The 26,345-nt window shown below is 73.5% G+C and carries 27 protein-coding genes and 1 pseudogene; 11 read left to right on the top strand and 17 right to left on the bottom strand.

All coding sequences use genetic code 11. From position 1 onward, the window contains the following. Positions 1–41 precede the first annotated feature (41 nt). Positions 42–1,034 carry a 4-hydroxy-3-methylbut-2-enyl diphosphate reductase gene (locus LPU61_RS00570; protein ID WP_229403758.1) on the bottom strand — a complete coding sequence of 331 codons (993 nt, stop codon included), beginning with the start codon at positions 1,032–1,034 and terminating at the stop codon, positions 42–44. Positions 1,035–1,110: 76 nt separating this feature from the next. On the opposite strand from LPU61_RS00570, the gene xseA reads away from it, so the two are divergent. Continuing rightward, positions 1,111–2,331, top strand: coding sequence for an exodeoxyribonuclease VII large subunit (gene xseA, locus LPU61_RS00565; protein WP_043961905.1), 1,221 nt, complete (start codon positions 1,111–1,113; stop codon positions 2,329–2,331). Positions 2,332–2,373: 42 nt separating this feature from the next. Beyond that, positions 2,374–2,595 (top strand): exodeoxyribonuclease VII small subunit, encoded by a 222-nt coding sequence (locus LPU61_RS00560; RefSeq protein ID WP_043961904.1) that lies wholly within the window; start codon positions 2,374–2,376, stop codon positions 2,593–2,595. A 47-nt stretch (positions 2,596–2,642) separates the two neighbouring features. Here LPU61_RS00560 and LPU61_RS00555 read toward each other — a convergent pair whose 3' ends face one another. From LPU61_RS00555 to LPU61_RS00545, 3 genes are all read right to left on the bottom strand, one after another. Next, positions 2,643–3,500 carry a hypothetical protein gene (locus tag LPU61_RS00555; RefSeq protein ID WP_043961903.1) on the bottom strand — a complete coding sequence of 286 codons (858 nt, stop codon included), beginning with the start codon at positions 3,498–3,500 and terminating at the stop codon, positions 2,643–2,645. Positions 3,501–3,658: 158 nt separating this feature from the next. Further along, positions 3,659–4,480 (bottom strand): hypothetical protein, encoded by an 822-nt coding sequence (locus tag LPU61_RS00550; RefSeq protein ID WP_063838552.1) that lies wholly within the window; start codon positions 4,478–4,480, stop codon positions 3,659–3,661. Positions 4,481–5,022: 542 nt separating this feature from the next. Further along, the gene (locus LPU61_RS00545; protein ID WP_043963951.1) at positions 5,023–5,679 is read right to left on the bottom strand and encodes a DUF4245 domain-containing protein; all 657 of its coding nucleotides are present in this window, start codon (positions 5,677–5,679) and stop codon (positions 5,023–5,025) included. Between the two features lie 172 nt (positions 5,680–5,851). On the opposite strand from LPU61_RS00545, the gene glpX reads away from it, so the two are divergent. Both glpX and LPU61_RS00535 read left to right on the top strand, forming a co-directional pair. Next, positions 5,852–6,883 (top strand): class II fructose-bisphosphatase, encoded by a 1,032-nt coding sequence (glpX, locus tag LPU61_RS00540; protein ID WP_043961901.1) that lies wholly within the window; start codon positions 5,852–5,854, stop codon positions 6,881–6,883. Positions 6,884–6,897: 14 nt separating this feature from the next. After that, positions 6,898–7,851, top strand: coding sequence for a DMT family transporter (locus LPU61_RS00535; protein ID WP_229404543.1), 954 nt, complete (start codon positions 6,898–6,900; stop codon positions 7,849–7,851). A gap of 24 nt (positions 7,852–7,875) precedes the next feature. Here the strand turns inward: LPU61_RS00535 and LPU61_RS00530 are convergent, their stop codons facing one another. Further along, positions 7,876–8,820, bottom strand: a complete 945-nt coding sequence (locus LPU61_RS00530; protein ID WP_043961900.1) for an NAD-dependent epimerase/dehydratase family protein — start codon at positions 8,818–8,820, stop codon at positions 7,876–7,878. Positions 8,821–8,964: 144 nt separating this feature from the next. Here LPU61_RS00530 and LPU61_RS00525 point away from each other — a divergent pair, with 144 nt between their 5' ends. Beyond that, complete coding sequence (locus LPU61_RS00525) at positions 8,965–9,657, top strand: TetR/AcrR family transcriptional regulator (protein ID WP_043961899.1); 693 nt, start codon at positions 8,965–8,967, stop codon at positions 9,655–9,657. An 11-nt stretch (positions 9,658–9,668) separates the two neighbouring features. Here LPU61_RS00525 and LPU61_RS00520 read toward each other — a convergent pair whose 3' ends face one another. The 6 genes and pseudogenes from LPU61_RS00520 to LPU61_RS00495 form a co-directional block, all read right to left on the bottom strand. After that, entirely contained in the window at positions 9,669–10,637 is a 969-nt protein-coding gene (locus LPU61_RS00520) for an NAD(P)/FAD-dependent oxidoreductase (protein WP_229404542.1), read from the bottom strand. Positions 10,638–10,805: 168 nt separating this feature from the next. Further along, positions 10,806–11,462, bottom strand: a complete 657-nt coding sequence (locus tag LPU61_RS00515) for a rhomboid family intramembrane serine protease (RefSeq protein ID WP_043961897.1) — start codon at positions 11,460–11,462, stop codon at positions 10,806–10,808. Between the two features lie 138 nt (positions 11,463–11,600). Then, complete coding sequence (locus LPU61_RS00510; protein WP_077936149.1) at positions 11,601–12,302, bottom strand: lytic transglycosylase domain-containing protein; 702 nt, start codon at positions 12,300–12,302, stop codon at positions 11,601–11,603. Positions 12,303–12,587: 285 nt separating this feature from the next. Next, positions 12,588–13,997 (bottom strand): PhoH family protein, encoded by a 1,410-nt coding sequence (locus tag LPU61_RS00505; RefSeq protein ID WP_043961895.1) that lies wholly within the window; start codon positions 13,995–13,997, stop codon positions 12,588–12,590. A 345-nt stretch (positions 13,998–14,342) separates the two neighbouring features. Continuing rightward, positions 14,343–14,780, bottom strand: coding sequence for a hypothetical protein (locus LPU61_RS00500; protein ID WP_043961894.1), 438 nt, complete (start codon positions 14,778–14,780; stop codon positions 14,343–14,345). A gap of 74 nt (positions 14,781–14,854) precedes the next feature. Next, positions 14,855–15,184: pseudogene (locus LPU61_RS00495) on the bottom strand (hypothetical protein); the annotation flags it as partial. Between the two features lie 265 nt (positions 15,185–15,449). On the opposite strand from LPU61_RS00495, the gene LPU61_RS00490 reads away from it, so the two are divergent. The 3 genes from LPU61_RS00490 to otsB all read left to right on the top strand — a co-directional run bounded on the left by LPU61_RS00490 (position 15,450) and on the right by otsB (position 17,299). Then, positions 15,450–15,890, top strand: a complete 441-nt coding sequence (locus LPU61_RS00490) for a helix-turn-helix transcriptional regulator (RefSeq protein WP_043961893.1) — start codon at positions 15,450–15,452, stop codon at positions 15,888–15,890. Positions 15,891–16,051: 161 nt separating this feature from the next. Beyond that, complete coding sequence (locus LPU61_RS00485; RefSeq protein ID WP_043961892.1) at positions 16,052–16,405, top strand: hypothetical protein; 354 nt, start codon at positions 16,052–16,054, stop codon at positions 16,403–16,405. A gap of 69 nt (positions 16,406–16,474) precedes the next feature. Then, positions 16,475–17,299, top strand: coding sequence for a trehalose-phosphatase (gene otsB / locus LPU61_RS00480; RefSeq protein WP_043961891.1), 825 nt, complete (start codon positions 16,475–16,477; stop codon positions 17,297–17,299). Positions 17,300–17,336: 37 nt separating this feature from the next. Here the strand turns inward: otsB and LPU61_RS00475 are convergent, their stop codons facing one another. From LPU61_RS00475 to LPU61_RS00460, 4 genes are read right to left on the bottom strand one after another with little or no spacing between them, the layout of a single operon-like run. Next, entirely contained in the window at positions 17,337–18,107 is a 771-nt protein-coding gene (locus tag LPU61_RS00475; protein ID WP_043961890.1) for an isoprenyl transferase, read from the bottom strand. Positions 18,108–18,137: 30 nt separating this feature from the next. Next, positions 18,138–19,280, bottom strand: a complete 1,143-nt coding sequence (locus LPU61_RS00470; protein ID WP_229403756.1) for a geranylgeranyl reductase family protein — start codon at positions 19,278–19,280, stop codon at positions 18,138–18,140. Further along, positions 19,277–20,170, bottom strand: coding sequence for a hypothetical protein (locus LPU61_RS00465; protein ID WP_229403755.1), 894 nt, complete (start codon positions 20,168–20,170; stop codon positions 19,277–19,279). Before LPU61_RS00465 ends, LPU61_RS00470 begins: the two co-directional genes overlap by 4 nt. Before the next feature lie 37 nt (positions 20,171–20,207). Then, the gene (locus tag LPU61_RS00460) at positions 20,208–22,052 is read right to left on the bottom strand and encodes a phosphoenolpyruvate carboxykinase (GTP) (RefSeq protein WP_229403754.1); all 1,845 of its coding nucleotides are present in this window, start codon (positions 22,050–22,052) and stop codon (positions 20,208–20,210) included. A gap of 490 nt (positions 22,053–22,542) precedes the next feature. On the opposite strand from LPU61_RS00460, the gene LPU61_RS00455 reads away from it, so the two are divergent. From LPU61_RS00455 to LPU61_RS00445, 3 genes are all read left to right on the top strand, one after another. Further along, positions 22,543–23,103: a GtrA family protein gene (locus LPU61_RS00455; RefSeq protein WP_043963945.1), complete on the top strand. Its 561-nt coding sequence runs from the start codon at positions 22,543–22,545 to the stop codon at positions 23,101–23,103. A gap of 62 nt (positions 23,104–23,165) precedes the next feature. Beyond that, complete coding sequence (locus LPU61_RS00450) at positions 23,166–23,921, top strand: GtrA family protein (protein WP_043961887.1); 756 nt, start codon at positions 23,166–23,168, stop codon at positions 23,919–23,921. Between the two features lie 137 nt (positions 23,922–24,058). Then, entirely contained in the window at positions 24,059–24,712 is a 654-nt protein-coding gene (locus LPU61_RS00445) for a MaoC/PaaZ C-terminal domain-containing protein (protein ID WP_229403753.1), read from the top strand. A 48-nt stretch (positions 24,713–24,760) separates the two neighbouring features. Here the strand turns inward: LPU61_RS00445 and LPU61_RS00440 are convergent, their stop codons facing one another. Both LPU61_RS00440 and LPU61_RS00435 read right to left on the bottom strand, forming a co-directional pair. Then, a complete protein-coding gene (locus LPU61_RS00440; protein ID WP_043961886.1) occupies positions 24,761–25,333 on the bottom strand; it encodes a PH domain-containing protein in 573 nt (190 codons plus the stop codon). Between the two features lie 102 nt (positions 25,334–25,435). After that, positions 25,436–26,311 (bottom strand): biotin--[acetyl-CoA-carboxylase] ligase, encoded by an 876-nt coding sequence (locus LPU61_RS00435; RefSeq protein WP_043961885.1) that lies wholly within the window; start codon positions 26,309–26,311, stop codon positions 25,436–25,438. Positions 26,312–26,345: the final 34 nt, after the last annotated feature.

Raw genomic sequence — 26,345 nt, 5'->3', positions numbered from 1 at the left:
TCCCGCCGCTGATCCGTTCCCGCCCTGGCGGCCCGGCCCGGTCAGGCGCGGGCCGAGGCGGCGGCGGCCTTCATGTCGCGCTTGAGCTCCTGCGGCAGCGAGAAGGTCAGCCGCTCGTTGGCGGTGACCACCTCGTCGACGTCGGTGAAGCCCCGCGCGGCGAGGTGCGCCAGGACCTCCTGGACCAGCTCGTCGGGGACGCTGGCCCCGGAGGTCAGGCCCACCGTGCGGGCCCCCTCCAGCCAGGAGTCGTCGATCTCGTGGGCAAAGTCGACGAGGTGGCCGGCGCGGGCCCCGGCGTCCAGGGCGACCTCGACCAGCCGGACCGAGTTCGAGGAGTTGCGCGAGCCGACGACGAGCACCACGTCGCAGTCGGGGGCGATCTCCTTCACCACGTGCTGGCGGTTGGAGGTGGCGTAGCAGATGTCGTCGCTGGGCGGCGACTGCAGCAGCGGCAGCCGGGACTTGAGCCGGGCCACGGTCTCCAGCGTCTCGTCGACCGACAGCGTCGTCTGGGAGAGCCACACCACCTTGCTCGGGTCCCGCACGGTGACCTTGTCGGCGTCGTCCGGGCCGTCGACGAGCTGGATGTGCGCGGGGGCCTCACCGGCGGTGCCGATGACCTCCTCGTGCCCCTCGTGGCCGATCAGCAGGATGTCGTAGTCCTCGGCGGCGAACCGCTTGGCCTCCTGGTGCACCTTCGTCACCAGCGGGCACGTGGCGTCGATCGCCTTGAGCGAGCGGGCCTTCGCCTGCTCGTAGACCTCCGGGGCGACGCCGTGGGCGGAGAAGATCACGGTGGCCCCCTTGGGCACCTCCTCGTTCTCCTCCACGAAGATCGCGCCCTTGGCCTCCAGGGTCTGCACCACGTGCTTGTTGTGCACGATCTGCTTGCGCACGTAGATCGGGGCGCCGTAGAGCTTGAGCGCCTCCTCGACGGTCTGCACCGCCCGGTCGACGCCCGCGCAGTAGCCGCGGGGCTTGGCCAGGAGCACGCGCTTGCCGGTCCGGGGAGTCGTCTCAGCCTGAGTCACCCGCCCATCGTACTGCCGCACCGACAGGCGGCACCGGCTGCGCGGGCCGCCCTCCCGGCGTCCGTAGGGTGGGGGCGTGAGTGCGGATGAGAGCGGGCGCAGCAGCTCCGACGAGCCGTGGCCGGTGCGGGTCGTCAGCCAGAAGGTGGGCGCGTGGATCGCCCGGCTCGGCTGGGTGTGGGTCGACGGGCAGGTGGCGCAGATCAGCCGCCGACCCGGGGCCAGCACGGTGTTCCTCACCCTGCGCGACCCGTCGGCCGACCTGAGCCTCACGGTCACCACCAACCGGGACGTCCTCGACGCCGGGGCCCCCGAGCTGCGCGAGGGCGCCCGGGTGGTGCTGCACGCCAAGCCCGAGTTCTACGCCGCCCGGGGCACGCTGAGCCTGCGCGCCGACGAGATCCGCCAGGTGGGCCTCGGCGAGCTGCTGGCCCGGCTGGAGAAGCTCAAGAAGCTGCTGGCCGCCGAGGGGCTGTTCGACCGGGCCCGCAAGCGCCGGCTGCCGTTCCTGCCGGGCCGGATCGGGCTGATCACCGGCCGCGCCTCGGCCGCCGAGCGGGACGTGCTGACCAACGCCCGGCGGCGCTGGCCGGCGGTCGAGTTCCGCACGGTCAACGTGGCCGTGCAGGGGCCGGGCGCGGTGCCGCAGATCGTCGACGCGCTGAAGGCGCTCGACGCCGACCCGACCGTCGACGTGATCGTCATCGCCCGGGGCGGCGGCGGCATCGAGGACCTGCTGCCGTTCTCCGACGAGGCGCTGTGCCGGGCGGTCTTCGCCTGCCGTACGCCGGTGGTCAGCGCCATCGGCCACGAGACGGACGCGCCGCTGGTCGACTACGTCGCCGACGTGCGGGCCTCCACCCCGACGGACGCCGCGAAGCGGGTCGTGCCCGACCTGGCCGAGGAGCTGCGCCTGATCCGGCAGGCCCGGCAGCGGGTCGAACGCGCGGTCCGCAACCTGGTCGACCGGGAGGCGCACCGCCTCGACGGGCTGCGGTCCCGGCCGGTGCTGGCCCGGCCGCAGGTGATGGTGGAGCAGCGGGCCGCCGACGTGACCGCGCTGCGCCAGCGGGCGGGGCGCACCCTGCACCACCGGCTCGGCGCGGCCCAGGACGAACTGCGGCACACCCTGGCCCGGCTGCGCGCCCTGTCCCCCGCCGCGACCCTGGAGCGGGGCTACGCGATCGTCCAGCGCGCCGACGGCCACGTGGTGCGGGCAGCCGGAGAGGTGGGCCGGGGCGATGCGCTGCGCGTCCGCCTCGCCGAAGGCGAGCTGGCCGCCACGGTCGACGGCTGAGCCGCGCGTGACCGCGGGGCGGGATGTGCTGGGATGGGACGGATGACTGACGAGAAGAACGCCGGGCCGGACGAGCGGCTCAGCTACGAGCAGGCCCGCGCCGAGCTGGCCACGGTGGTGGAACGGCTGGAGACGGGCGGCACCTCGCTGGAGGAGTCGCTGGCGTTGTGGGAGCGCGGCGAGAAGCTGGCCGAGGTCTGCCAGCACTGGCTCGACGGCGCGCGGGCCCGCATCGATGCGGCCCGGCGGCAGCCGGACGCCTGAGGCGGACGTGGCTGCGGGGCGGCGCTACCGCCGCCCCGGCACACCCGTCAGTTGAACAGGTTGTACAGCTCCTTCGGGGCCTCGACGACCTGGTCGGCCGGCGGGCGCTGGGCGGCGGTCGCCGCGCCGTAGTCGGCGTACGTGATCCGGATGTCCTGGGCCTTGTTCTGCCCGGACGCCGGGATCTGCACGACCAGCTCGCTGAGCCGGCCCTGCGGGTCCAGCTTCGCGGTGAACGGCACGGACTGGGCCTGCTGCCCGAGCGCCTTGATCAGCTCGGCGTTCAGCGAGCCGGCCTCGGCGGCCTTCGTCACGTCGATGGTGCCCGCGTACGCGCCCTCACCGGTCTGCCGCACCTCGGTGACGCCCTGGGTCAGCACCTCGCTGCCGGCCGGGTCGACCTTCTCGAAGTCGAAGCCCAGGTTGCGGTTGCCCTTGATCCGGCTCTGGTCGAGGTGCTGGTACTTGCCGAGGTTGAGGCCCTGCACACCGGGCAGCTTGGCCGCCTGGCCGCCGAGGTCGAGCTTGACCCAGCTGTCGGGCTTGAGGTGCACCAGGTCGAGCTTCATCGAGACGTCCGAGGAGGCGTCGCCGATGCTCAGCTTGATCTGGGCGCTCTGGCTAGGCTGGTGCACCTGCCCCTCGGCGGTGGTGCCGACGCCGGTCATGGTGAACCGGAAGTTGCCGTTGCGGATCTCGTTCGTGGAGTTGAGCAGGGCCTGCTTGGCGTCGCCCGTGCCGGGCGAGGCGCTGCCGGGCGAGGCGCTGCCTGCTGCCGCGCTGCCGGAGACCGTGGGGGACGCGGAGGCCCCCGCCTCGCCGGTCCCGGTGCTGTTGCAGGCGGCCAGACCAGGAGTGAGCAGCGTCGCGGCGAAGACCGCCGCGCTGAAGCGTCGAATGGTCACGTGAACCTCTCCAAGTGGGTCGTCCGGCCCGCGTGGGCGCCGGAGGGAACGCCTACTTCTGTTCCCTGTTGCCGGGTTCCGCAATCCCCGCGCGGTTCATCCGACCCACCGTCCGCAGGTGGAAGGGTGGCGGACGCCGCCCTCCCACCTGCCCCGGATCAGTTCTTGAACATCTCGTAGAGCTGGTCGGAGGCCTCGACGACCTTGTCCGCCGGCGGCTGCTGCACGGCGGTGGCCGCACCGTAGTCGGCGTACGTGACCTTCAGGTCCTGCGCCTTGGCCGAGCCGGCGGCCGGCACCTTGACGAGGAACTCCGTGAGCCGCCCCTGCGCGTCGAGCTTCGCGGTGAACGGCACGGCGCTGGCCTTGTCCGCCATGCCCTTGACGATGTCGGCGTCGAGGACGTCCGAATCGGTGACCTTGGTCGCGTCGAGGGTGCCCTCGTACGTGCCCTCGCCCGTCTTCTTGACGTCGGTGATCGCCTTGGTCAGCGCCTCGCTGCCGGCCGGGTCGACGTCGGCGAAGTCGAACTGGAGATCCTTGGCGTCCTTGATCTTCGAGCGGTCGAGGTGCTGGTACTTGCCCTTGCGCTCCTTGGCCCCGGGGATCGCGTCGGCCATCGGGCCGGAGATGTCCAGCTTCACCCAGCTGTCGGTGTCGATGAAGACGAAGTGCATGTCCATCGAGAAGTCCTCGGTGGCGGCGTCGCCACCGGTCATCTTCATCTCGGCGCTCTTCGACGGCATGTGCACCGTGCCGCTGCCGTTGAACTCGCCGCCGGTGATGGCGAAGGTGAAGTTGCCCTTGCTGAGCTCCTTGGTGGAGGCGAGCAGCGCCTCCTTGGGGTCGGCGGGCGCGGCCGGGGCGGCGGACGCCCCACCGGCAGCCGGCTCGGCGGCCGTCGAGTTGTTGCAGGCGGTCAGGGCGGGGACGAAAAGGGCGGCGGCGAGGACGCCGACGCTCCACCGTCGAATGATCACGTCGTTCTCTTTCCGAAAGGCTGCCCGGCCGTATCGCGCGGCCGGGGTCGAGCCGGGGCAGCCTAACGGAAAGGTCGGACGCTCGCCGTCCCCCGCCAGCCCCGGCCCCCACCCCGACTTGGCCACTCTCCGTGACGCCTGCGCCGTGGTCCAGGGCGAGCGGCCGGGCTGACTCCCCGTAGCGCCCCGCCGCCCCCACCAGACACCGCACGCCCCCTTTGCTCTGCACCCACGCACGCAACACCTATGCGAACTGGCCAAACGCGCGACGGGCGGAGCGAAGGAGACGGCAGCAGCGTCGCGCTGCGTGCCCGTTGCGTATTCGGGTGCAGAGCAAAGGGGTGCACGGGGCAGGTGCGTCGCCGAGCGGCGAGAGTCACGCTGTGTGATGTGCGTTCGATGGTGGCGCGGACCAGGTCGAGCCGAGAGGGCCGCTGCCGTGGACCGAAGCGGCACGGCACGGCGGACCAAGAGGGCCGTAGGCCGCGGGCCGCGGACGGGTGCGGCACGGCGCACGGTGCAGCGCGGCGCGGTGGCGCTGGCTAGCGAATTGCGTCGGCGAGCCGGCGCAGCTCGTTCTCCCGGGCGTCCCCGACGACGATCACGGTGCGGCCCGGTTCGAGCAGCACCAGGGCCTGCTCGTTGCCCCGGGCGGTGTACCGCTGCCAGTTGCGCCCGCCCACCTCGGTGGGGCCCTGGGGCTGCCCCTCGGCCGTCAGCTCGGCCGGGAGCAGCCGCTCCGGCGGCACGTTGCTCTGCACCAGCTGGGCGCCCCGTCCCTCCGGCGTCAGATAGCCGATCCGCAGGCTGGATCCGCCCTCGACGGTGCGGTAGCTGGCGCTGACCGTCCGCCAGTCGGAGTCGAGCCCGGCCGGCTGGCTCACCGGGAACGCGTTGGCCGCCCGGGCCTGCTCCACGGCGGGGGCCGGGTCGACGGTGCTCGGCTGGTCACCGCCGAGGAATCCCCGGTAGAAGGCGAGCAGCAGGGCGATCGGGACGAGCAGCACCAGCAGGGAGATCGCCATGTCCTTCGGCGACCGCTCGGACCGGGCCTTCTCCCGACCCGGCGGGCCCGGCGGCAACGGGCTCGGCGTCGACGGCATCGACGGAGTCGGCTCGGCGGGGCTGTGCTCGGCGGGCTGGGCGGGATCCACCCGGCCATTGTTCCAGCCCCGGGTCGCCCCGCCACGAACCGCCACCACGCGAGTGACCGGGGTGATACGTCCCACCGCCCGGTTGCCGGGAAGCTGGCCACCAGCGCCCCGGCCCGGCGATAGGTTGACCAACGTGTGAGGATCAGCGACAAAGCCGGCGGCGGCGACGGCCGCATGCCGCCGGTCCACCCCGCAACGTCGCGAGGAGGAGGCCGTCATGACGAGCACGAGGACGCGTACCCCCCAGGATCTCGACCGCAACCTTGCCCTCGACCTGGTCCGGGTCACCGAGGCCGCGGCGATGGCCGCCGGCCGGTGGGTCGGGCGGGGCGACAAGGAGGGCGGCGACGGGGCGGCCGTCGACGCCATGCGCAAGCTGATCAACTCGATCCCGATGCGGGGCGTCGTGGTGATCGGCGAGGGCGAGAAGGACAACGCGCCGATGCTCTTCAACGGCGAGGAGGTCGGCGACGGCACGGGCCCCGAGGTCGACGTCGCGGTCGACCCGATCGACGGCACCACCCTGATGAGCAAGGGCATGCCCAACGCGCTGGCCGTCCTCGCGGTGGCCGAGCGGGGGGCGATGTTCGACCCGAGCGCCGTGTTCTACATGGAGAAGCTGGCCGTCGGCCAGGAGTACGCCGACGTGGTCGACATCAACGCCGGGGTCGCCGAGAACCTGCGCCGGATCGCCAAGGTCAAGGGCACCGACGTGTCCGAGGTCACCGTCTGCGTGCTGGACCGGTCCCGCCACGACGACCTGGTCACCCAGATCCGCCGCACGGGGGCGGGCATCCGGTTCATCTCCGACGGTGACATCGCGGGCGCGATCGCCGCCGCCCGGGGCGAGTCGGACGTCGACGTGCTGATGGGCATCGGCGGCACCCCGGAGGGGATCACCGCCGCCTGCGCCCTGAAGTGCATGGGCGGCGTCATGCAGGCCAAGCTCTGGCCGCGCGACGCGCAGGAGCGGGAGAAGGCCCTGGCCGCCGGGCACGACCTGGACCGCGTGCTGTTCACCGACGACCTGGTCACCGGCGACAACTGTTTCTTCGTGGCGACCGGGGTCACCTCCGGCGACCTGCTGCGGGGCGTGAGCTACCGGGCCGGCGGGGCGTACACCCAGTCGATCGTCATGCGCTCGAAGAGCGGCACGATCCGGGTGATCGACTCCTACCACCGGCTGGAGAAGCTGGCGCTGTACTCGGCCGTCGACTTCGACGGCCGGCCCCTCGCCGAGCAGGAGTGACCGCCACCGGGACGATGTCCCCGCCGACCCTGCCGGTCGCCCGCCGGATCACGGCCGTCGGGCTGGCCACCGCCTCCGGGGTCACGGTGGCCGTGCAGTCCCGGATCAACGGTGAGCTGGGCGTACGCCTGGCCGACGGGATCGCCGCCGCGGTGGTCTCGTTCGGCCTGGGCCTGCTGGTGCTGCTGGTGCTGGTGCCGGCCACCCCGAGCGGGCGGCGGGGCCTGGCCACGCTGCGGGCGGCGCTCGCGGGCGGCTCGCTGCGGCCGTGGGAGTGCCTCGGCGGTGCCTGCGGGGCGCTCTTCGTGGCCGCCCAGGGGCTGACCATCGGCGCGCTCGGCGTGGCGGTGTTCACCGTGGCGGCGGTCGCCGGGCAGTCCGGCAGCAGCCTGCTCGTCGACCGGGCGGGGCTCGGCCCCGCCGGCCGGCAGGCGGTCACGCCGAATCGTCTGGTGGGCGCGGCGCTGACCGTGCTGGCCGTGCTGCTGGCGGTCGGCGACCGGCTCGGCGACCCGGCCACGCTGGGCCTGGCGCTGCTGCCGCTGCTGGCCGGGGTGGGCCTCGCGTGGCAGCAGGCGGTGAACGGGCGGGTCCGGGTGGCCTCCGGCAGCGTCCTGGCCGCGACGCTGGTCAACTTCGCGGTCGGCACCGGGGTGCTGCTCGCCGCGTTCGTGGTGGACGTGGCCGTCCGGGGCGGCCCGGGCGGTGGCCTGCCGACCGAGCCGTGGCTCTACCTGGGCGGCCCGGTCGGCATCGTCTTCATCGCGGTCGCCGCCGCCGTCGTGCGGTTCACCGGGGTGCTGCTGCTCGGCCTGGCCACCATCGCCGGGCAGGTCGTCGGCGCGGCCCTGCTGGACGTGGTGCTGCCGACCACGGCGTCGCACCCGGGGGTGAACACGCTGCTGGGTGCCGCGCTCACCCTGTTCGCCGCGCTGCTCGCCGCCTTCGGGCCCCCGGCCCGTCGGTAGCTCCCCCCGACCGCAGCTCCCCGCTCACCGCAGCGGGCGACGGGGGCCAGGGGCGGCGCGCAGGGCCGCGACGGTCTGCGCGAGCGCGCTGCCCAGCGGAGTCGGCTCGACGCCGAGGGTCTCGGTGGCCGCGGTCGAGTCCATCAGGAAGGGCCGGTCGAACTGGTACGCCGTCTCGCGTAGCTCCCGCGCGAACGGGTTGGCCAGCCCGCCCAGCCACAGCGCCGGGTACGGCAGCCGGGCGAGCCTCGGGGCGGGGGCGCCGACCAGGGCGGCGGCCCGCACGGCCAGCTCGCGGGCGGAGACGGCGGGCGGGCTGGGCACGTGCCAGGCCCGGCCCCAGGCGCGTTCGTCGGCGGCGGCCCGCACGAGGGTACGCGCGACGTCGTCGACGTACGTCCAGGTGTGCGGGGCGTCGAAGTCGACGGGCAGCACCGCCCGGCGTCCGTCGAGCACCCGGGGCAGCAGCATCATCGGCAGCGACAGCGCGCCGACGCCGAGGTAGTCGGAGCCGCGCACCTCGGTCACCCGGACCCGCCCCGCCCGGTGGGCGGCGACCGCCTCGGCCCACATCCGGTTGCGGACCTGCCCCTTCGTGCCGCCCGCCACCGTCGGGGTGTCCTCGGTCATCGGTCCGTCGACCGGCCCGTACCCGTAGAGGTTGCCGACCGTGGCGAGCACGGCCCCGGCGCGCCCGGCGGCGGTGAGCAGCGCGGCGGCCAGCGGCGGCCAGTCCGTCGGCCAGCGGTGGTAGGCCGGGTTGGCGCAGTTGTAGAGCGCGACCGCGCCGTCGGCGAGGGCGGCGAGCCGGTCCGGGTCGGCGGCGTCGGCGGCGACCCGCTCGACGGCCGGGTGTTCCGGGCCGGTGCCGCGCCGGGTGACCACCCGGACCCGCTCGCCGGCGGCTGCCAGGAGGTGGGCGGTGGCGGTGCCGACGGGTCCGGCGCCGACGATCACATGCAGCGACATCACAGGTCACCCTTCGAATCGGGGGTACGAAACGAGAGCAGTGCTCTCGATCTGGTGCACCCAGCATGACGCCCGGACGGGAGCACCGTCAAGAGCAGTGCTCTCTTATTTGATCTGCGCTCTCCGGCGTGGCAGAGTGGGGGCATGCCCGCTCCCTCGATCCGCGCCCGCGTACGCGCCGAGATGCTCGACGAGATCAAGGCCGTCGCCCGCCGCCATCTCGCCACCGACGGCGCCAACCTCAGCCTGCGCGCGGTCGCCCGGGACATGGGGATGGTCTCCTCGGCCCTCTACCGCTACTTCCCGAGCCGCGACGACCTGCTCACCGCGCTGATCGTCGAGGCGTACGACGCGCTGGGGGCGGCCGTGGAGGCGGCCGACGCGGGCGCGGACCGGCTCGACCCGCGCGGGCGCTGGCAGGCCGCCTGCCGGGCGGCCCGGGACTGGGCCCTGGCCCGTCCCGCCGAGTACGCCCTGCTCTACGGCAGCCCGGTCCCCGGTTACGCCGCCCCGGCCGACACGCTCGGGCCGGCGATGCGTCCACCGGCCGTGCTGGTCGGCATCGTCCGCGACGGGCTGGCCGCCGGCCGCATCGCCGCCCCCGACCCCGGCGAGCTGCCCGAGCCGCTGCGGGCGGACCTCGCGGAGATCGCCGCCGCCCTCGCCCCGGGGCTGCCCGAGGCGCTGCTCGCCCGCTGCATGGCCGGCTGGACGCAGCTCTTCGGGCTGATCAGCTTCGAGCTGTTCGGCCGGATCGACCGCACCCTGCCGCACCGCGCCGAGTATTTCGCGCACCAGACCGGCCTGATGGCCGACCTCATCGGCCTCCCCCGCTGACGGGGGCGTGATCAGGGGGCGTCGGAGGAGTGGCCCGGGAAGAGGTGGGCGGAGGGGTCGATGGCGACGGCGGCGTTGTTGACCGCCGTCGCGGCCTCCCCGAAGCCCGTGGCGATGAGCCGCACCTTGCCCGGGTATTCGGTGATGTCCCCGGCGGCGAAGACCCGGGGCAGGTTCGTCGCCATCGCGCTGTCCACCAGGATGTGCCGGCGGTCCAGCCGCAGCCCCCACTCGGCGATCGGGCCGAGGTCGGCGGTGAAACCGAGGGCGGCCACCACCGTGTCCACGGGCAACGTCTCGGGCGCCGCCCCCTTCACGGTGATCTCCGCGCCGGTCACCGAGCTGTCGCCGTGCAGCCGGGTGACCTCGGCGTTGACGACGATCCGCACGGACGACCGCTGCACCCGGGCGACGGTGGCGGCGTGGGCGCGGAACCGCTCCCGCCGGTGCACCAGGGTCACCGAGCGGGCCAGCGGCTCCAGCGCCAGCGCCCAGTCGAACGCGGAGTCGCCGCCGCCGACGATCAGCACGTCCCGGTCGGCCAGGGCGGCCGGCTCCGGCACGAAGTAGACGATCCCCGTGCCGGTGAAGCTGTCGGCGACCGGCAGCGGGCGCGGGGTGAAGCTGCCCAGGCCGCCGGTGACGACCACCGCCCCGCAGGTGAGCTGCTCGCCACCGGCGAGGCCGAGCACCGGCTGCCCGTCGGTGTGCGACAGCTTCTCGGCCCGGGTGCCGAGCAAATATCTCGGCTGGAAGGGCGCGGCCTGGGCGACCAGGTTGGCCACCAGGTCCCGCCCCTTGACGGCCGGGAACCCGGCCACGTCGAGGATCAGCTTCTCCGGGTACATGGCGGTGATCTGGCCGCCGGCCTCGGGAAGCGCGTCGACCACGGCGACGGAGAGCCCCCGGAACCCGGCGTAGTACGCGGCGAAGAGCCCCGTCGGCCCCGCACCGATCACTGCGACATCGACCTCGGGCATGGCGTACCGTCGCTTTCCGCTCACGGATCAACGCGTGCTGATGCCGACGGTAGGCGCGCGTCGGGTCCGGATCAAGCACCGTCCCACGTCGGGCGCGGGCCGGGCGCGGCCCGACGCCGGGTGAGAAGGGTGCCCTTCTCCACCGCAGGCGTCAACAGGGGCCCTTCCTTACGCCCGCAGCGTCGGGGAGCCCAGGTCGTACGGGTCGTCCTCGACCCGGCGGCGCCGGAAGAGGATCGCGGCGACCACGCCGCCGACCAGCCCGAACAGGTGGCCCTGCCAGGAGATCCGCTCGTCGGTGGGGAGGATGCCGAGCAGCTGCCAGCCGTAGAGCAGGCCGACCAGCAGCACGACGGCGAAGTTCCACCAGCTCCGCTCGACCACGCCGCGGGTGAGCAGGACGCCCAGGTAGCCGAAGATGACGCCGCTGGCCCCGACGACGACCGAGTTGGGTGAGCCGGTGAACCACACGCCCAGCCCGCTGACCAGCACGATGACCAGGGTGGACCACATGAACCGGCGGAAGCCGGCGGCGAGCACGAAGGTGCCGAGCAGGATCAGCGGCACGCTGTTGCTGTAGAGGTGGTTGAAGTCGGCGTGCAGGAACGGCGAGAAGAGCACCCCGTCGAGCCCGTCGATGTGCCGCGGGATGATGCCGCCGGCCAGGTCGAGGTCGATGCCGAGGCCGACGTCGAGGGCCTCCACCAGGAAGAGCACCGGCACGACGGCGCACATGGCGACGAAGGCGCGGCCGATCGAGGCGTAGAAGGCCTCGGTGCCGAAGCGTCGCGGGTCGCCGCCCGGGGGGCCGTCGTGCAGGGTCATGCCCAAACAGCTATCAGCAATCCCGCCCGGCCGCCACCCGGGCGGCGGGGCCGTCGGGGGAAACGACGACGGCGGGGTGGGCGTCGGAAACGCGCCCGCCCCGCCGTCGCGGTGCTCGGGAATGCGGTGCTCAGCGGATCAGTACCAGCCCTCGCTCTGCGACTGGCTCCACGCCGAGCACGGCGAGCTGTAGCGGCCCTTGATGTAGCCGAGGCCCCACTTGATCTGGGTGGCCGGGTTGGTCTCCCAGTCGTCGCCGACCGAGGCCATCTTGCTGCCCGGCACGGCCTGCGGGATGCCGTGCGCGCCGGACGAGGAGTTGTGGGCCTTGGGGTTCCAGCCGCTCTCCTTCGTCCAGAGCTTGTCCAGGCACGGGAACTGGTCGATGCCGAAGCCGGCATCGATCATCAGCGCGCAGCCGATCTTGCGGTTGCCGCCGTACTCGCTGCACGAGGCGGGGATCGGGCCGTCGTACGGCTTGCCCGCCTTGGCGGCGGCCGCCTTCTCGGCGGCCTTCTTCGCCGCCGCCTCGCGCTCGCGCTTGCGGGACGCCGCCTCGGCCTCGCGGGCCCGCTCGGCGGCCTCCTTGGCCGCCGCGGCGGCCCGCTTCTCGGCCTGGTACTCGGCGGCCCGCGTCTCGGCGGAGACGATCCGGTGCTGGGCCTGCCGCTCGCGCTGGTAGTCGAACTCGGCCTGGTCCACCTGCAGGCCGACCTGCGCGGTCAGGCCCTGTTGCTGGGTTTCGCGGTCTTCGCCCAGATAGAAGCCGCCGGCAACGCCCACGGAGAGCAGTGCGACGGCGGCGGTACGGGCACCGAACCGGCTCCACAGCCGACTCACGAAGTGGTCCCTTCGTCGGGGGCAAGGACACGGCGCGACCCTGGCCCGAGGAGGGACCCGGCCCGCGCCGTGAGCGCCCCGACCCTGCCGGTCGCAGCCGACGCACTCGCCCCCGCCGCTCCTCGCCGTCGGGTGCCCGACGGGAACGGACGATCTTGGCGGCGCGTGGACGCTCGATGGACACCATCGCGCACAGTGAGGCTGATGGGAAACCACCAGCCCCAATTGTGACCTGGGCCACAGGCAGAATCACGCTAAAGGGTGACTAGACAGGCATGATCTCGGTCAGAATGGGATCTCCTCCAACAGATCCGTCACCATCGCCGCGATCGGCGACCGCTCGGACCGGTTCAGCGTGACGTGCGCGAACAGGGGATGCCCCTTCAGGGTCTCGATCACCGCGGTCACGCCGTCGTGCCGGCCCACCCGCAGGTTGTCCCGCTGGGCGACGTCGTGGGTGAGCACCACCCGCGACCCCTGCCCGATCCGGGAGAGCACGGTGAGCAGGACGCCCCGCTCCAACGACTGGGCCTCGTCCACGATGACGAAGGCGTCGTGCAGGCTGCGGCCCCGGATGTGGGTGAGCGGCAGGACCTCCAGGATCCCCCGGGCCATGACCTCCTCCAGCACGTTCTCGTGCACCACCGCGCCGAGGGTGTCGAAGACGGCCTGCGCCCAGGGCGACATCTTCTCCGTCTCGGAGCCGGGGAGGTAGCCCAGCTCCTGGCCGCCGACGGCGTACAGCGGGCGGAAGACGACCACCTTCTTGTGCCGGCGGCGCTCCATCACCGCCTCCAGGCCCGCGCACAGCGCCAGCGCCGACTTGCCGGTGCCGGCCCGGCCGCCCAGCGAGACGATCCCGATCGACTCGTCCAGCAGCAGGTCGAGGGCGACCCGCTGCTCGGCCGAGCGGCCGTGCACGCCGAACGCCTCCCGGTCGCCCCGGACCAGCCGGACCGTCTTGTCGGGCAGCACCCGGCCGAGCGCGGAGCCGCGCCCGGAGTGCAGCACCAGACCGGTGTGGCAGGGCAGCCCCGCCGCGCCGTCCAGGTCGAGGGTCTCGCCGGCGTAGAGCGCGGAGATGTCGTCGTCGCCCAGCGCCAGCTCGGCCATCCCCGTCCAGGTCGGGTCGCTGGCCTGGCCGTGCCGGTACTCGTCGGCGCGCAGCCCGACCGAGGCCGCCTTCACCCGCAGCGGCATGTCCTTGCTCACCAGGGTCACGTCCCGCCCCTCGGCGGCCAGGTTGAGCGCGACCGAGAGGATCCGGGCGTCGTTGGACTCGTTGCGGAAGCCGGGCGGCAGCACGCCGTCGTCGGTGTGGTTCAGCTCCACCCGCAGGGTGCCGCCGGCGTCGTTGGCGGGCACCGGCCGGTCCAGCCGGCCGTGGCGCACGCGCAGCTCGTCCAGCATGCGCAGGGACTGCCGGGCGAACCAGCCCAGCTCGGGGTGGTGCCGCTTGCCCTCCAGCTCGGAGATGACCACGAGGGGCAGGACCACCTCGTGCTCGGCGAACCGGTGGAAGGCCGCCGGGTCCGAGAGCAGGACCGACGTGTCCAGGACGAACGCCTGGCCGGCTGGTCGGGGCTCCTCGGGCTCGACCGGGGTCGCCGCGCGGCGGCTCCGGGTGGCGCGGCGGGTCGTGGCAGTCGCGGCCGGGGTCTGGTCGGCACCGGCGGGGGTACGGCGAGTCGTCACAGGCCTGCTCCGGCGAATGGGCACCCGGCCATCCGCGTTCCGCCTCGTCCGGTGCCCGGGGACACGGGGTCGGATGCGGGCCCCGTGCGCGAGGTCGCAGATCCGGGCTGGCCGGCTGGCCCGGGGGGAATCCCGCGCCATGACTAGACGCTAGCCGCGCCACGGCGTCCCGGCTAGAGGTTGACCCGTGGATCTCGGGAGTCGGACCGGTGAACGGGCACGGCGGACCGGCCGGGATGCATGCCCCCTGCGCGCATCCCGGCCGGTGGGACCACCGTCACCGGTCTGACGTGGCCCCGGCGGTGCGCGTCCGCCGCGGACGTCGCACCGGGTTCGTCGGCCGGCTCAGTTCTGCCACCGGACCAGGACGGCGGGGTGCCGGCCGCCGACGGCCGCCGTGGTCCCGGCCGTCGCCCGGACAGCGGCGGTCGCCGTGGTGGCGACCGCGACGGCACCGGCCGGGTGCGCCGGCGGGCCGGGGACGGGCGCCGCGGAGACGGCGGGCGCGGCGGAGGCGGCGAAGGCGGAGCCGGTGTACGTGGTGCCCTGCCGCGCGGTCGGGCCACGCCGGACGGCCTGCGGAGGGCCGGCGAGGGCCGAGGCGATCGCGGCCTGGGCCTCCCGGCGGCGGCGGTTCCAGGCGCCCCGGTCGCCGTCGAAGTAGCCCTGCCGGTAGCCGAACCGGTAGCCGATGCGGTAGCTGAGCTGGCCGTGCAGCCGTCCGGCGGCGTAGCTGGCCGAGCCGAGGACGAGGACGAGGACGACTGCGACGAAGGGGCTCACCGCTCCTCCGGTCCGGTGCCGGCGGGGTCGGCTCCGGGATTGGTGGGGCCGGCTCCAGGGCCGGCGGGGTCGACCTCGGGGTCGGCGGGGTCGGCGGTCAGGAGCCGCTCCAGGTCGTCCGTGCTGACCTCCTCGACCAGCTCGACGCTGATCCGGCAGCCGTCGAGCACGAGCTCGGCGACGGAGCAGCGGCGGATCTCGCCGCCGGCGTCGTAGACCCGGACGCTGAGCTCCGGGCAGTTGAGGTGGGTCCGCCAGGCGTCCCACTCCGCCCGGTCGCCCACGTTGAGCGACAGGTAGCGGCAGCCGCGGGCGAGGTAGAGCCGCCAGGGGGCGTTCAGCCCCGCGGCCACTCCCTCCGCGACCAGGCCGAACGCCTGCTCACGGGTGGCGAGTTCGGTCACCGCGCCCCCCTGAGGACGGGGAAGGGACGCAGGCGAGCACCAGTCGTCTCGTGCACGTGACACACGGTAAACTGTCCCATGGGCGTGACAGTATCAGCTTTTCGTCCGATTACCCCGCCACTGACGTGCTCCTATCCTGCGCAGGTGATACGCCTTGAAATCGCCCTCACGAAGGGCCGGGAACGGCCAGTTACGCGTGTCTCATTCACGTGACATAGGCGTGCCCGGCGTCCCCAGTGGATCCGGCTGGCCGTACCGTCACGGGGTGACCGAGAGCGCTCACGCCAGGAAGATCGCCTTCGCCGCCTTCGTCCGCCGGGCCCTCGACGACGCCCGGGCCATGCGCGCCTGGAGCGGCACCGAGGTCTCCCGACGCACCGGGGTCTCCCGGCAGACCATCAACCGCTGGGTGCGCGGCGACTGGGCCAGCGACCCCGAGGCCGAACGGGTGGTCGCCTTCTGCGAGGGGCTCGGCCTCAACCCGACGGCCGCCTTCGCGGCCCTGGGTTGGGAGCGCGCCGCCACCCCACGGGCGGCCACCGCACCGCCCCCGATGGACCCGGACGTGGAGGCGCTGCTGCGCCGGCTGGTCGACCCCAACGTCTCCGACGCGGAGAAGTTCCACATCCGAGAAACCATTAGATACCTCGCGTATCGCCCAAGTCTCCCGGTAGATGTCCGAAAAAGGGGTAATCGGGCGGGCTAGTTCCTCAGATGGCGAAAGAACGGCAAGCCGTACCCAATCGTTTCGCTCCGGGGCCGGAACGGGCACGCTAGCGTCCTATCCGTACTGCTTGGGCTCGTCGTCGGCGGGGGGACGGGACAAGGCCGAACCCAGCCCTGCGGGACAGAAGGAGGGGTCTGTCGATGACCCTGAAGTGGTTCGCAGTCGTGGTCGCGGCGGTGGCGCTGACCTCGGCCGTGACCGGCAACGTGGTGATCGGCGTGGTCGGCGACGGGGAGCTTCCCGTGGTCGCCAACCTCCTCGCCCTCACCACCGCCGGCACCGCGGTCGTCCTGGCCGTCGTCGCCGAGCTGCACGAACGGCTCAACGACCGGATCAGCGCGCTCACCGAGTTCCTGGTGGCCCGGCTCACCGAGATCGAGACGCGCACCGGCGACCGCAACGCCGGCTTCGTGGAGGGCTACCTGCTCAGCCACGGCCAGGACGCCGAGGTCCTGCCGTTCGGGCGCCGGGGCCGGGGGGCCGCCGAACGCTGACCTAATCCTGGCCGTAGCGCCTCGTCTCGACCACGAATGAGTGGCCCGCGCCGGGGTACGCTGTCGCGCGTGCCGCCGTTGAATCTGGGCAACCAGCAGCCGAAGACCCCGCTGGACGCCGACCAGGCCTGGCAGGCGACCGCCGGCCGGGCGTCCGACACCGTCCTCTTCTTCGACTTCGACGGCACACTCGCGCCCGTCGACGACGACCCGACCGCCGTGCAGCCCGCGCCGAAGGTGCTGGCCGCGATCGAGGCCCTCGCGCCGCTGGTGCGCCGGGTCGCCATCGTCTCCGCCCGCCCCGTGGAGTTCCTCCGCGACCACCTCGGCGGGCTGGCCGGCGTCGACCTCTACGGCCTCTACGGCCTGGAGCACAGCCACTCCGGCGGCGAGACCGTCACCGAGCCCGCGGCGCTGCCCTGGGTGCCGACGATGCAGGAGCTGGCCGACCTCGCCCGCGCCGAGCTGCCGCCCGGCGCGCTGGTGGAGTTCAAGCGGCTCTCCGTGGCACTGCACTGGCGCACCGCCCCCCAGCTCCGCGAGGTCGTGGAGAAGTGGGGGCAGGCCCAGGCCGAGCGGCTCGGGCTACGCGTGCAGGCCGGCCGGATGGTGCTGGAGATCAAGCCCCCGGTCGACCGCGACAAGGGCATGGTGATCGGCGAGGTGGTCCGGGACGCCGGCGGGGCATGGTATTTCGGCGACGACGTCTCCGACATCAAGGCGTTCGCGGCGCTGCGCGCCCGCGCCGCGGCGGACCCGGAGTTCCTCGGGGTCTGCGTGGCCGTGGCCAACCCGGAGACCGGCCACGAGGTCGCCGAGGCCGCCGACCTGACGATCGACTCCCCCGCCGCCCTCGGCGACTTCCTCACCGAGGCCCTGCCGCGCCTGCGGTGAGCCCGGCCCCGCCCGGTCGGGCTCGGGGCCGGGCGGGTCACACGCCGAAGCGGCGCTGCCGGTTGGCGTACGAGCGCAGGGCGCGCAGGAAGTCGACCCGGCGGAAGTCGGGCCAGTTCAGCTCGCAGAAGTAGAACTCCGAGTGGGCCGACTGCCAGAGCATGAAGCCCGACAGGCGCTGCTCGCCGCTGGTCCGGATGATCAGATCCGGGTCCGGCAGGCCCCGGGTGTAGAGGTGCTCGGAGATGTGGTCGACGTCGAGGGTCTCGGCCAGTTCCTCCAGCGTGCCGCCGGCCGCCGCGTGCTCGTGCAGCAACGAGCGGACGGCGTCGGCGATCTCGCGCCGGCCGCCGTACCCGACGGCGATGTTGACCTGCGCGCCGCCGGTGCGCTGCCGGGTGCGTTCCTCTGCGGCCTTGAGCGCCGCCGCGTGGTGCGCCGGGAGCACGTCGAGCGCGCCGACCATGCGCAGCCGCCAGGGGTTGCCCTCCTCGGCCAGCTCGGTCGACAGATCCTCGATGATCTGCAGCAGCGGGTCCAGCTCCTCCGCCGGGCGGGACAGGTTGTCCGTCGACAGCAGCCACAGCGTCACGTGCCCGACGCCGGCGGCGTCGCACCAGCGCAGCAGCTCCTTGATCCGCTCCGCGCCCATGCGGTGCCCGTCGTTGGGGTCGACGAAGCCCATCTCCCGCGCCCAGCGACGGTTGCCGTCGCACATGACGCCCACGTGCCGGGGCACCGGCTTGCCCGCGAGCGTGGCCGTCAGCCGCCGCTCGTACACGGAGTAGAGGAGATTCCGCAGAGTCATCACTTGCAGAGTAGCGACCCCGCGCGCGCTTCAACCCTTCGGTGGCCGATGCCGCGCCGAGAGACCGGCACCGATCATCGCGAGGGTCCGCGCGTCCAGCCGGCCGTCGCCGAGGCCCAACTCGACGACGGTGCCGAAGACCCGCTCGTCGCGCCGGGCCGCCCGCACCGCCGCGTCGACGACCCACCGGCGGCGGGCGAGCCAGGCCGCGGCCGAGCTGTGCCGCAGGTGTACGCCGAGGCGGCGGCGCAGCGCGGCGACGTAGTCGCGGGCGGCGTGGGCGGGGTCGCCGGCCGCCGCCGCGCCGGCCAGCGCGCCGGAGAGCAGCGCGTAGAAGATCCCCTCCCCGGTGAACGGGTTGATCAACGACAGGGCGTCCCCGGCGAGCAGCAGCCGCCCCCGGCCGGGCGGCGGGCGGTGCGTGGACAGCGGCAGGTGGTGGGCGCGCAGCCCGGTCACCGTCGCCGGGTCGACGTCGGGCAGCAGCGCGGCCAGCCGGTCCAGCAGGTGCGCCCGGGTCAGCGGCTCGCCGCGCAGCACCTCCCCGTACCCGACGTTCGCCCGCCCGTCGCCGATCGGGAACGACCAGGCGTACGCCGGCCAGCGCGGGCCGGAGGTGACGATGAGCTGCTCGGGCGGGCCGGGGCGGGCCGGCGCGTACCCCCGGATCGCCAGGGCCAGGTGGCGGTCCGGGTTCACCGGGTGGCCGAGCGCCCGCCGCAAAACCGACGACGCGCCGTCCGCCCCGACCACGGCCCGCGCGGTGATCTCGCCGTCGAGCACCACCCGCCCGCCGCGCGGCTCGACCCGCCGCACGGCGTGCCGGCGCAGCTGCGCGCCGGCCGCGACCGCCGCCGCCACCAGCCGGGCGTCGAACACCTCCCGGGGCACCGTGTACGCCGGCCGGGGCAGTGCCCGCGCCACCGCGTCCCCGCCGGGGCCGACCAGCCGGATCCGGGGCAGCGGCGCGTACCCGTCGACGGCCCCGGTGACGCCCAGCCGGGCGAGGACGTCCAGCGCGTGCGCGGCGACGCCGTCCCCGCACGCCTTGTCCCGGGGGAAGTCGGCCCGGTCCAGCAGCAGCACCCGGGCACCGGCCCGGCGGGCGGCCAGCGCGGCGGCCGCACCGGCGGGACCCGCCCCGACCACCGCCACGTCGTACTCGTCGCTCATGGCGCCTCCCCTGTCCCCGGGCGGCTCACCCCCGGTGTCGGCGTGGCCTCCGCCCGGCCGGCGCGCCACAACCCGTACAACGCCAGGACGGCGGCGGCGAGCAACGGGGCGCCGTCGCGGACCAGGCCGTCGACGCCGAGCAGCCACCAGCACAGCGGCAGGTCCACGGCGAGCACGCCGAGGGTGACCGCCACCAGCAGGCGGCGGGCCCAGCGCCGGCCGCGCAGCAGGAAGGCGGTGCAGAACAGCACGACGTAGCTGACCGCGATGCCGGCGGCGAACCAGAACAGCACGGCGGGGACGGCGGCCGGCCGGCCGTCGAACACGACGCCGACGGCCACCAGGGCCGGGACGAGCATCAGCGGGCTGTACGTGAACGCGGCGGCCCGGCTGGTGAGCAGCCAGCCGGTGACCGGGGGCCGCTTCGGGGCGACCTCCCGCCAGGCGATTGTCCCGCCCTCGACGACAAGGCCCCTGCGGTGCCGGACGAGGTGGCCGGCGACGGCGTCGGAGCGGTACAGCAGCCAGACCACGGCCACGCAGAGCGCGGTGAGCAGGGCGAAGCCGAGCAGCCCCGGCAGCGGCGGCACGCCCTGCCTCGGCACGACCAGCCGGCCGACGGCGAAGACGGTGGTGACGGCGAGGATCAGCCCGAACGGCCGGGCCACGGTGCGGCCCCGGTTCACGTGCCCGATCAGCAGCAGGAAGCCCAGCGAGCGCAGCATCGCCCAGCCGGTGCGCACGGCCAGCCCGAAGCCCTGCTCCGGGGCGTACCACCAGTTGAGCAGCTCGACCACGACGGTGGCCGCCGCCGTGACGGCCAGCAGGGTGGTCAGGGCCCGGACGGCGGACGGCCGCCGGACCTCGGTGGTCGCGGCGGCCGTCCTCATGGCATCCGATGGTGCCCGGTGCGGGCAAGCGTCACACCTACCGGCGGGGCTGTTCCTGGTCGAGCCGGGCGCGCAGCGCGTCGAGCTCGGCCCAGAGGACGCCGGGCAGCTTGTCGCCGAACTTCTCGAACCACTCGGTGATCAGCGGCAGCTCCTCGCGCCACTCGTCCGGGTCGACCTTCAGGGCGATCCGGACGTCCTCCGGGGTCATGTCGAGGCCGTCGACGTCCAGCGCGTCCTGCGCGGGAACCATGCCGATCGGGGTCTCGACGGCGTCGGCGCGGCCCTCGATCCGCTCGATGACCCACTTGAGCACCCGGGAGTTCTCGCCGAAGCCCGGCCAGAGGAAGTTGCCCTCGGCGTCCTTGCGGAACCAGTTGACGTAGTAGACCTTGGGCAGCTTGGCCTCGTCGCCGTCGGTGCCCTTGCCCATCTCGATCCAGTGCCGGAAGTAGTCGCCGGCGTGGTAGCCGATGAACGGCAGCATCGCCATCGGGTCGCGGCGCACCACGCCGACCGCACCGGACGCGGCGGCGGTGGTCTCCGAGGACAGGGTCGCGCCCAGGTAGACGCCGTGCACCCAGTCCCGGGCCTCGGTGACCAGCGGGATGGTGTCCCGCCGCCGGCCGCCGAACAGGATCGCGTCGATCGGCACCCCGTTGGGGTCGTAGTAGTCGTCGGCGAGGATCGGGCACTGCGTGATCGGGGTGCAGAACCGGCTGTTCGCGTGCGAGGACAGGCCCTCGCTCTGCGGCGTCCAGTCGTTGCCCTTCCAGTCGACCAGGTGCGCCGGCGGCTCACCCATGCCCTCCCACCAGATGTCGCCGTCGTCGGTGAGGGCGACGTTGGTGAAGATAGAGTTGCCCCGGTCGAGGGTGCGCATCGCGTTCGCGTTGGTCTTCCAGTCGGTGCCCGGGGCGACGCCGAACAGGCCGTACTCCGGGTTGACCGCATAGAGCCGGCCGTCCGGGCCGAAGCGCATCCAGGCGATGTCGTCGCCGATGGTCTCGACCTTCCAGCCGGGGATGGTCGGCTCCAGCATGGCCAGGTTGGTCTTGCCGCAGGCCGACGGGAACGCCCCGGCGACGTGGTAGACCTTCCCCTCCGAAGAGGTGATCTTGAGGATCAGCATGTGCTCGGCGAGCCAGCCCTCGTCCCGGCCCATCACGCTCGCGATACGCAGCGAGTAGCACTTCTTGCCGAGCAGCGAGTTTCCGCCGTAGCCGGAGCCGAAGGACCAGATCTCCCGGGTCTCCGGGAAGTGCGAGATGTACTTCGTCTCGTTGCACGGCCACGCCACGTCCTGCTGGCCCGGCGCGAGCGGGGCGCCGATCGAGTGCAGGGCGTACACGAAGTCCGCGTCGTCGCCCATCGCGGCCAGGACCTTCGCGCCCATCCGGGTCATGATGCGCATCGAGGCGACCACGTACGGGCTGTCGGTGATCTCGACGCCGAACATGGGGTTCTCGGCCTCGACGGGGCCCATGCAGAAGGGGATGACGTACATGGTGCGACCGCGCATGCAGCCGCGGTAGAGCTGCGTCATCGTCCGCTTCATCTCGGCCGGCGCCATCCAGTTGTTGGTGGGGCCGGCGTCCGCCTCGTCCACCGAACAGATGAACGTGCGCTCCTCGACGCGGGCGACGTCGGAGGGGTCGGTGCGGGCGTAGAACGAGTTCGGCTTCTTCTCCGGGTTGAGCCGGATCAGGGTGCCGTTGGCGACGAGTTCGTCGGTGAGGCGACGCCACTCCTCGTCGGACCCGTCCACCCAGACGACCCGGTCGGGAGTGGTCAGTTCCGCTACCTCACGGACCCAGGCGAGCAGTTTGGGGTGGGACGTCGGGGCCTGATCGATCCCCCGAACGGTGGCCGGAGCAACCATGACACATCTCCTTGTGGTCGACGCTGACCGGACTGCGGCATGCACGAGTGGTGACGGCGCGAGGCGTCGCCTTCGTGGAAACCTGGGATTGGCCTCAGCGTAAACCGGGCGACGTCGCGAGTCAGTGGGACTGGTTGTGAAGAACTGCACAAGGTGCGGTCACGCTGCGGCATCGCGATCTGATACCCGCTTTCACGCGCAGTTTCACGCAAATTCTTCCGCGACCTTCGCCGAGGTCCGGGCCCTGCGGGAACCGAAGGGCCGCGCGCGACGGGTGGTGCGGATGAGGGTTGCGGTGACATCGGCGAAGTGCCGACGGAATGCGCGAAGCTGTGCGCGGATGCGCATTCCCGAAACGATCCGCGAATAATCACCCGGCCGGTTACGCTCCGCCCGGCCCCGGCCCGCCCGGTCACGCCACCGGCCCGCCCGGTCGCTGCTACACGCCCGCGCAGCGGGCAACCGGTACGCTCAGCGGGTGGCCGCGACGATGACCGGTGACCAGCCAGGGTCCCCGCCGACCCGACCCGGCATGGTCCGTGCCCTCATCGACCGCTTCGGTCACCTGATCCGCGAGCTGAGCAAGTTCGCCACCGTCGGCAGCGTCGCGTTCGTCGTCGACATCGCGCTGTTCAACTACCTCGCCAACGCCCGGGGCGTCGAGCAGGTCACCGCGAAGACGATCTCCACGGTGATCGCCGCGAGCGTGGCCTTCGTCGGCAACCGGTTCTGGACGTGGCGGCACCGCCAGCGCTCCAACCCCGCGCGCGAGTACGCGCTGTTCTTCTTCTTCAACGGCGTGGGCATGGGCATCGCGGTGGCCTGCCTCGCCATCAGCCGGTACGGCCTGGGCGCCATCTGGCCCGGTGTCTTCCAGACCGCCCTCGCCGACAACATCGCCAGCTTCGTCGTGGGCACCGGGCTCGGCACGCTGTTCCGGTTCTGGTCGTACCGACGGTTCGTCTTCGCCGAAGCGGGAACCCCGAAGGTCGCGGAAGCGGGAACCCGGACGGCCACGGAGGCGGCGACCGACCGGGATCCTCCGGCGTGACCCGCCGCCCATCTCGTCCGGCCGGACCGGCCCGGCCCGCCCACTCGCCTAAGGTGTTGCGCATGCGTCTTGTCCGTCTGCTGCCTGAGCGCTGGCAGAAGTTCATCCACGAGGCGCTCAAATTCGGCGTCGTCGGCGGCATCAACACCGCCATCAATTACGCGGTGTTCAACGCGCTGGCACTCACGGTGTTCCGCGACGGCCAACTCAAGGCGACCGTCGTCGCCACCATCGTGGCGACGATCACGTCGTATCTGATGAACAGGCACTGGACGTACCGGGATCGCCCGAAATCGGCATTGCGTCGCGAGTACGCCCTTTTCTTCCTGTTCAACGCGACCGGCCTCCTCATCGAACTCGGCGTTCTGGCGGCGGCCAAGTACGGCCTCGGCATGACCAGCCTGCTCGCCCTCAACGTGGCGAAGACCGGCGGTGTGCTGCTGGCCACCCTGTTCCGCTTCTGGTCCTACCGGACGTTCGTCTTCCAGCCCGCCCCCGCCGAACCGGCGGCCGACACCTGGCACACCATCCCGCGCGACGAGTGGGACACGATGGCCGAGCTGGACCCGGTGGCCGAGCTGGCCGAGTCCGTCACCGAGCTGGAGGAGTCCGAGCCGAAGCCGGGCCCCGCCGGGCGGCCGGCGGTCGGCCCCGACGAGCCCGCCACCGCGTACGGGGTCCCGACACCCGCCCAGGGCCGGCCCGCGCCGGCCGACGCGGGGCTCGGCAACACGGGGCTCGGCAACGCGCTCGACGGCGAGCTGGCGGCCGAACTCGCCGAGGAGATGCACGCCGGCACCCGCCGACGCCGGCGCTGAGTGAGGTGGCAGAGGTGACGAGGGTGACCGCAGCTCCCGAGCCGACCGCGCCCGCCGGGGCCGCAACCGCTCCCGAGCAGGCCGCAACTCCCGGACCGACCGCACCTCCCGAGGTGACTGCGGCTGCCAAACCGGCCGTGGCTCCCGAGCAGGCCGTGGCTCCCGAGCAGGCCGTGGTTTCCGAGCAGGCCGTGGTTCCCGCACCGGCCGGGGGGAACGGGGCGGTGGCCCCGAACGAGGGGGCGGGCGCGACGGAGACGACGGGAGCGAACGAGGCGACGGGCCCGGCGGAGGTGACCGGACCGGCCCGGTCGGGCACCGGCGCGCCGGCCGAGCTGTTCTTCGAGGACCTGACGCCCGGGCGCACCTTCGACCTCGGCGAGGTGCGCGTCGACGGCGCCGAGATGGTCGCCTTCGCCCGCCGGTTCGACCCGCAGTGGTACCACGTCGACGCCGAGCGCGCCGCCGCGAGCCACCACGGCGGGCTGATCGCCAGCGGCTTCTACACGGTCAGCCTCTTCATGCGCGCGTACGTCGACCACGTGCTGGCCCGGGCCGCGGCGGACGCCTCCCCCGGCCTGGAGGAGCTGCGCTGGCTGGCCCCCGTCCGCGCCGGCGACCGCCTGGCGGCCCGCCTCGACGTGATGGGCGCCCGCCCGTCCACCGCCCGCCCCGGGCTCGGCACCGTCAGCCTCAGCGGCACCATGTTCCGCCTCGGTCCCGACGGCCAGCCGGCACAGGAGGTGCTGCGCACCCGCTTCCGCGGCTGGTTCACCCTCCGTCCCGGCTGACCGCCTCCCGCCCTCCGCTCAGCGCGGCGGCGGGCAGAGGCGGCGGGATCAGGCCGACGGGTCCCGCAGCGGCTTGCCCTCACGCATGTCCGCGAGGATGTCGCGCATCTCGCCGTCGCCGAGGGAGTGCCGGTCGTGGTGCGCCTCGACCAGCTCGTACAGCTTGGTCTGGACCTTGTCGACGTGCGGGACGTCGGTCAGCACCGACTGGCCCCGCTCCCCGGCCGACTCGATGGTCAGGGTGCCGCAGCCGAGCAGCCGCTCGACGAAACGCTGGCTCATCGCGTGGTCGTTGATCCGGGTGAGCGGGATGTCCCGCCGGTCCCGGGAGAGGACGCCCTGCTGGAGCAGCACCCGTTCGTTGGTGAACAGGTAGTGGGTGCTGCGCCAGACCAGGAACGGCCAGAGCCCGAACCAGAGCACCAGCAGCACCGCCAGCCCCGCGAGGACGTACAGCGCGATGGTCGCGGCGTCACCGTCCGGGAGCAGGATCCAGCCCGCCACCACCGCCGCGACGGCGAGCACCAGCACCAGGACCGGACGCACCACGGCCTTCCAGTGCGGGTGCAGGTGCAACACGACGTGCTCGTCCTCGGTGAGCACGTCTTCGGGAAACGCCACGCCGAACCTCCTCGCCAGAAACCGGACGAGCTGACCGTAGCGGGTCGACGCCCCCGCGCGGATCACCCGGTGCGGTGGTTCCCGGACGGGCCGACCTTCCCTTCACCGCAGATGCAGGACGTCGCCCGCCGCCAGGGTGCGCGGGCCGGCCGGCGTGTCGACCAGCAGCCGGCCGTCGGCGTCCACGCCGGTCGCCGTGCCGGTCACCTCCTGCCCGCCGGGCAGCAGCACCCGCACCGACCGGCCGACCGTCGCGCAGGCCGCCACGTACGCCTCGCGCAGCCCGCTGCCCACCGCGTCGCCGCCGGCGCAGCGCCAGCGGTCGTACCAGTCGGCGACGGAGCGCAGCAGGGCGCGCAGCAGCGGGTCCCGGTCGGTGGCGACGGCACCGGCGAGCTGGAGCGAGGTGGCCGGCAGGCCGGTCGGGTTCGCCGGCAGCTCGTCGGCGCGCAGGGTGACGTTGAGGCCGATGCCGAGGACGATCGCCGGGGGCTGCTCCGGTGTCGGGCCGGGCACCGCCTCGGCCAGGATGCCCGCGCACTTGGCGTCGCCGATCAGCAGGTCGTTGGGCCATTTCAGGGCGGCGTCCAGCTCGGCGAGCCGGGCCACCGCCTCGACGAGCGCGACGCCGGCGAGCAGCGGCAGCCAGCCGTACCCGGCGGCGGGGACCGCCTTCCAGCCGCGCTCCGCGACGGCCTCGCCGGGCCGCAGCAGCACGCTGGTCGCGATGCCGGCGCGGGCCGGCGACTGCCAGACCCGGTCGCGGCGCCCTCGGCCGGCGGTCTGCCGCTCGGCGACCACCACGAGGCCCTCCGGCTCGCCGGACCGGGCGGCCTCGGCCACGTCCGCGTTGGTCGATCCGGTCTCGGCGCGCAGCTCCAGCCGGGCCCACGGGCCGTGCGGGGCGGTCAGCGCGCGGCGCAGCCGGGCCGCCGACAGCGGCGGGCGGTCCAGGTCGGTGTACGGCGAGCCGGGCATCCCGCCAGCCTACGGCCCGCCGGTGCGCGGCGGC

It is taken from the genome of Micromonospora sp. NBRC 110038, assembly GCF_020884815.1.
Classification (GTDB): domain Bacteria; phylum Actinomycetota; class Actinomycetes; order Mycobacteriales; family Micromonosporaceae; genus Micromonospora; species Micromonospora haikouensis.
This window is presented reverse-complemented; position numbering and strand designations above follow the sequence as displayed.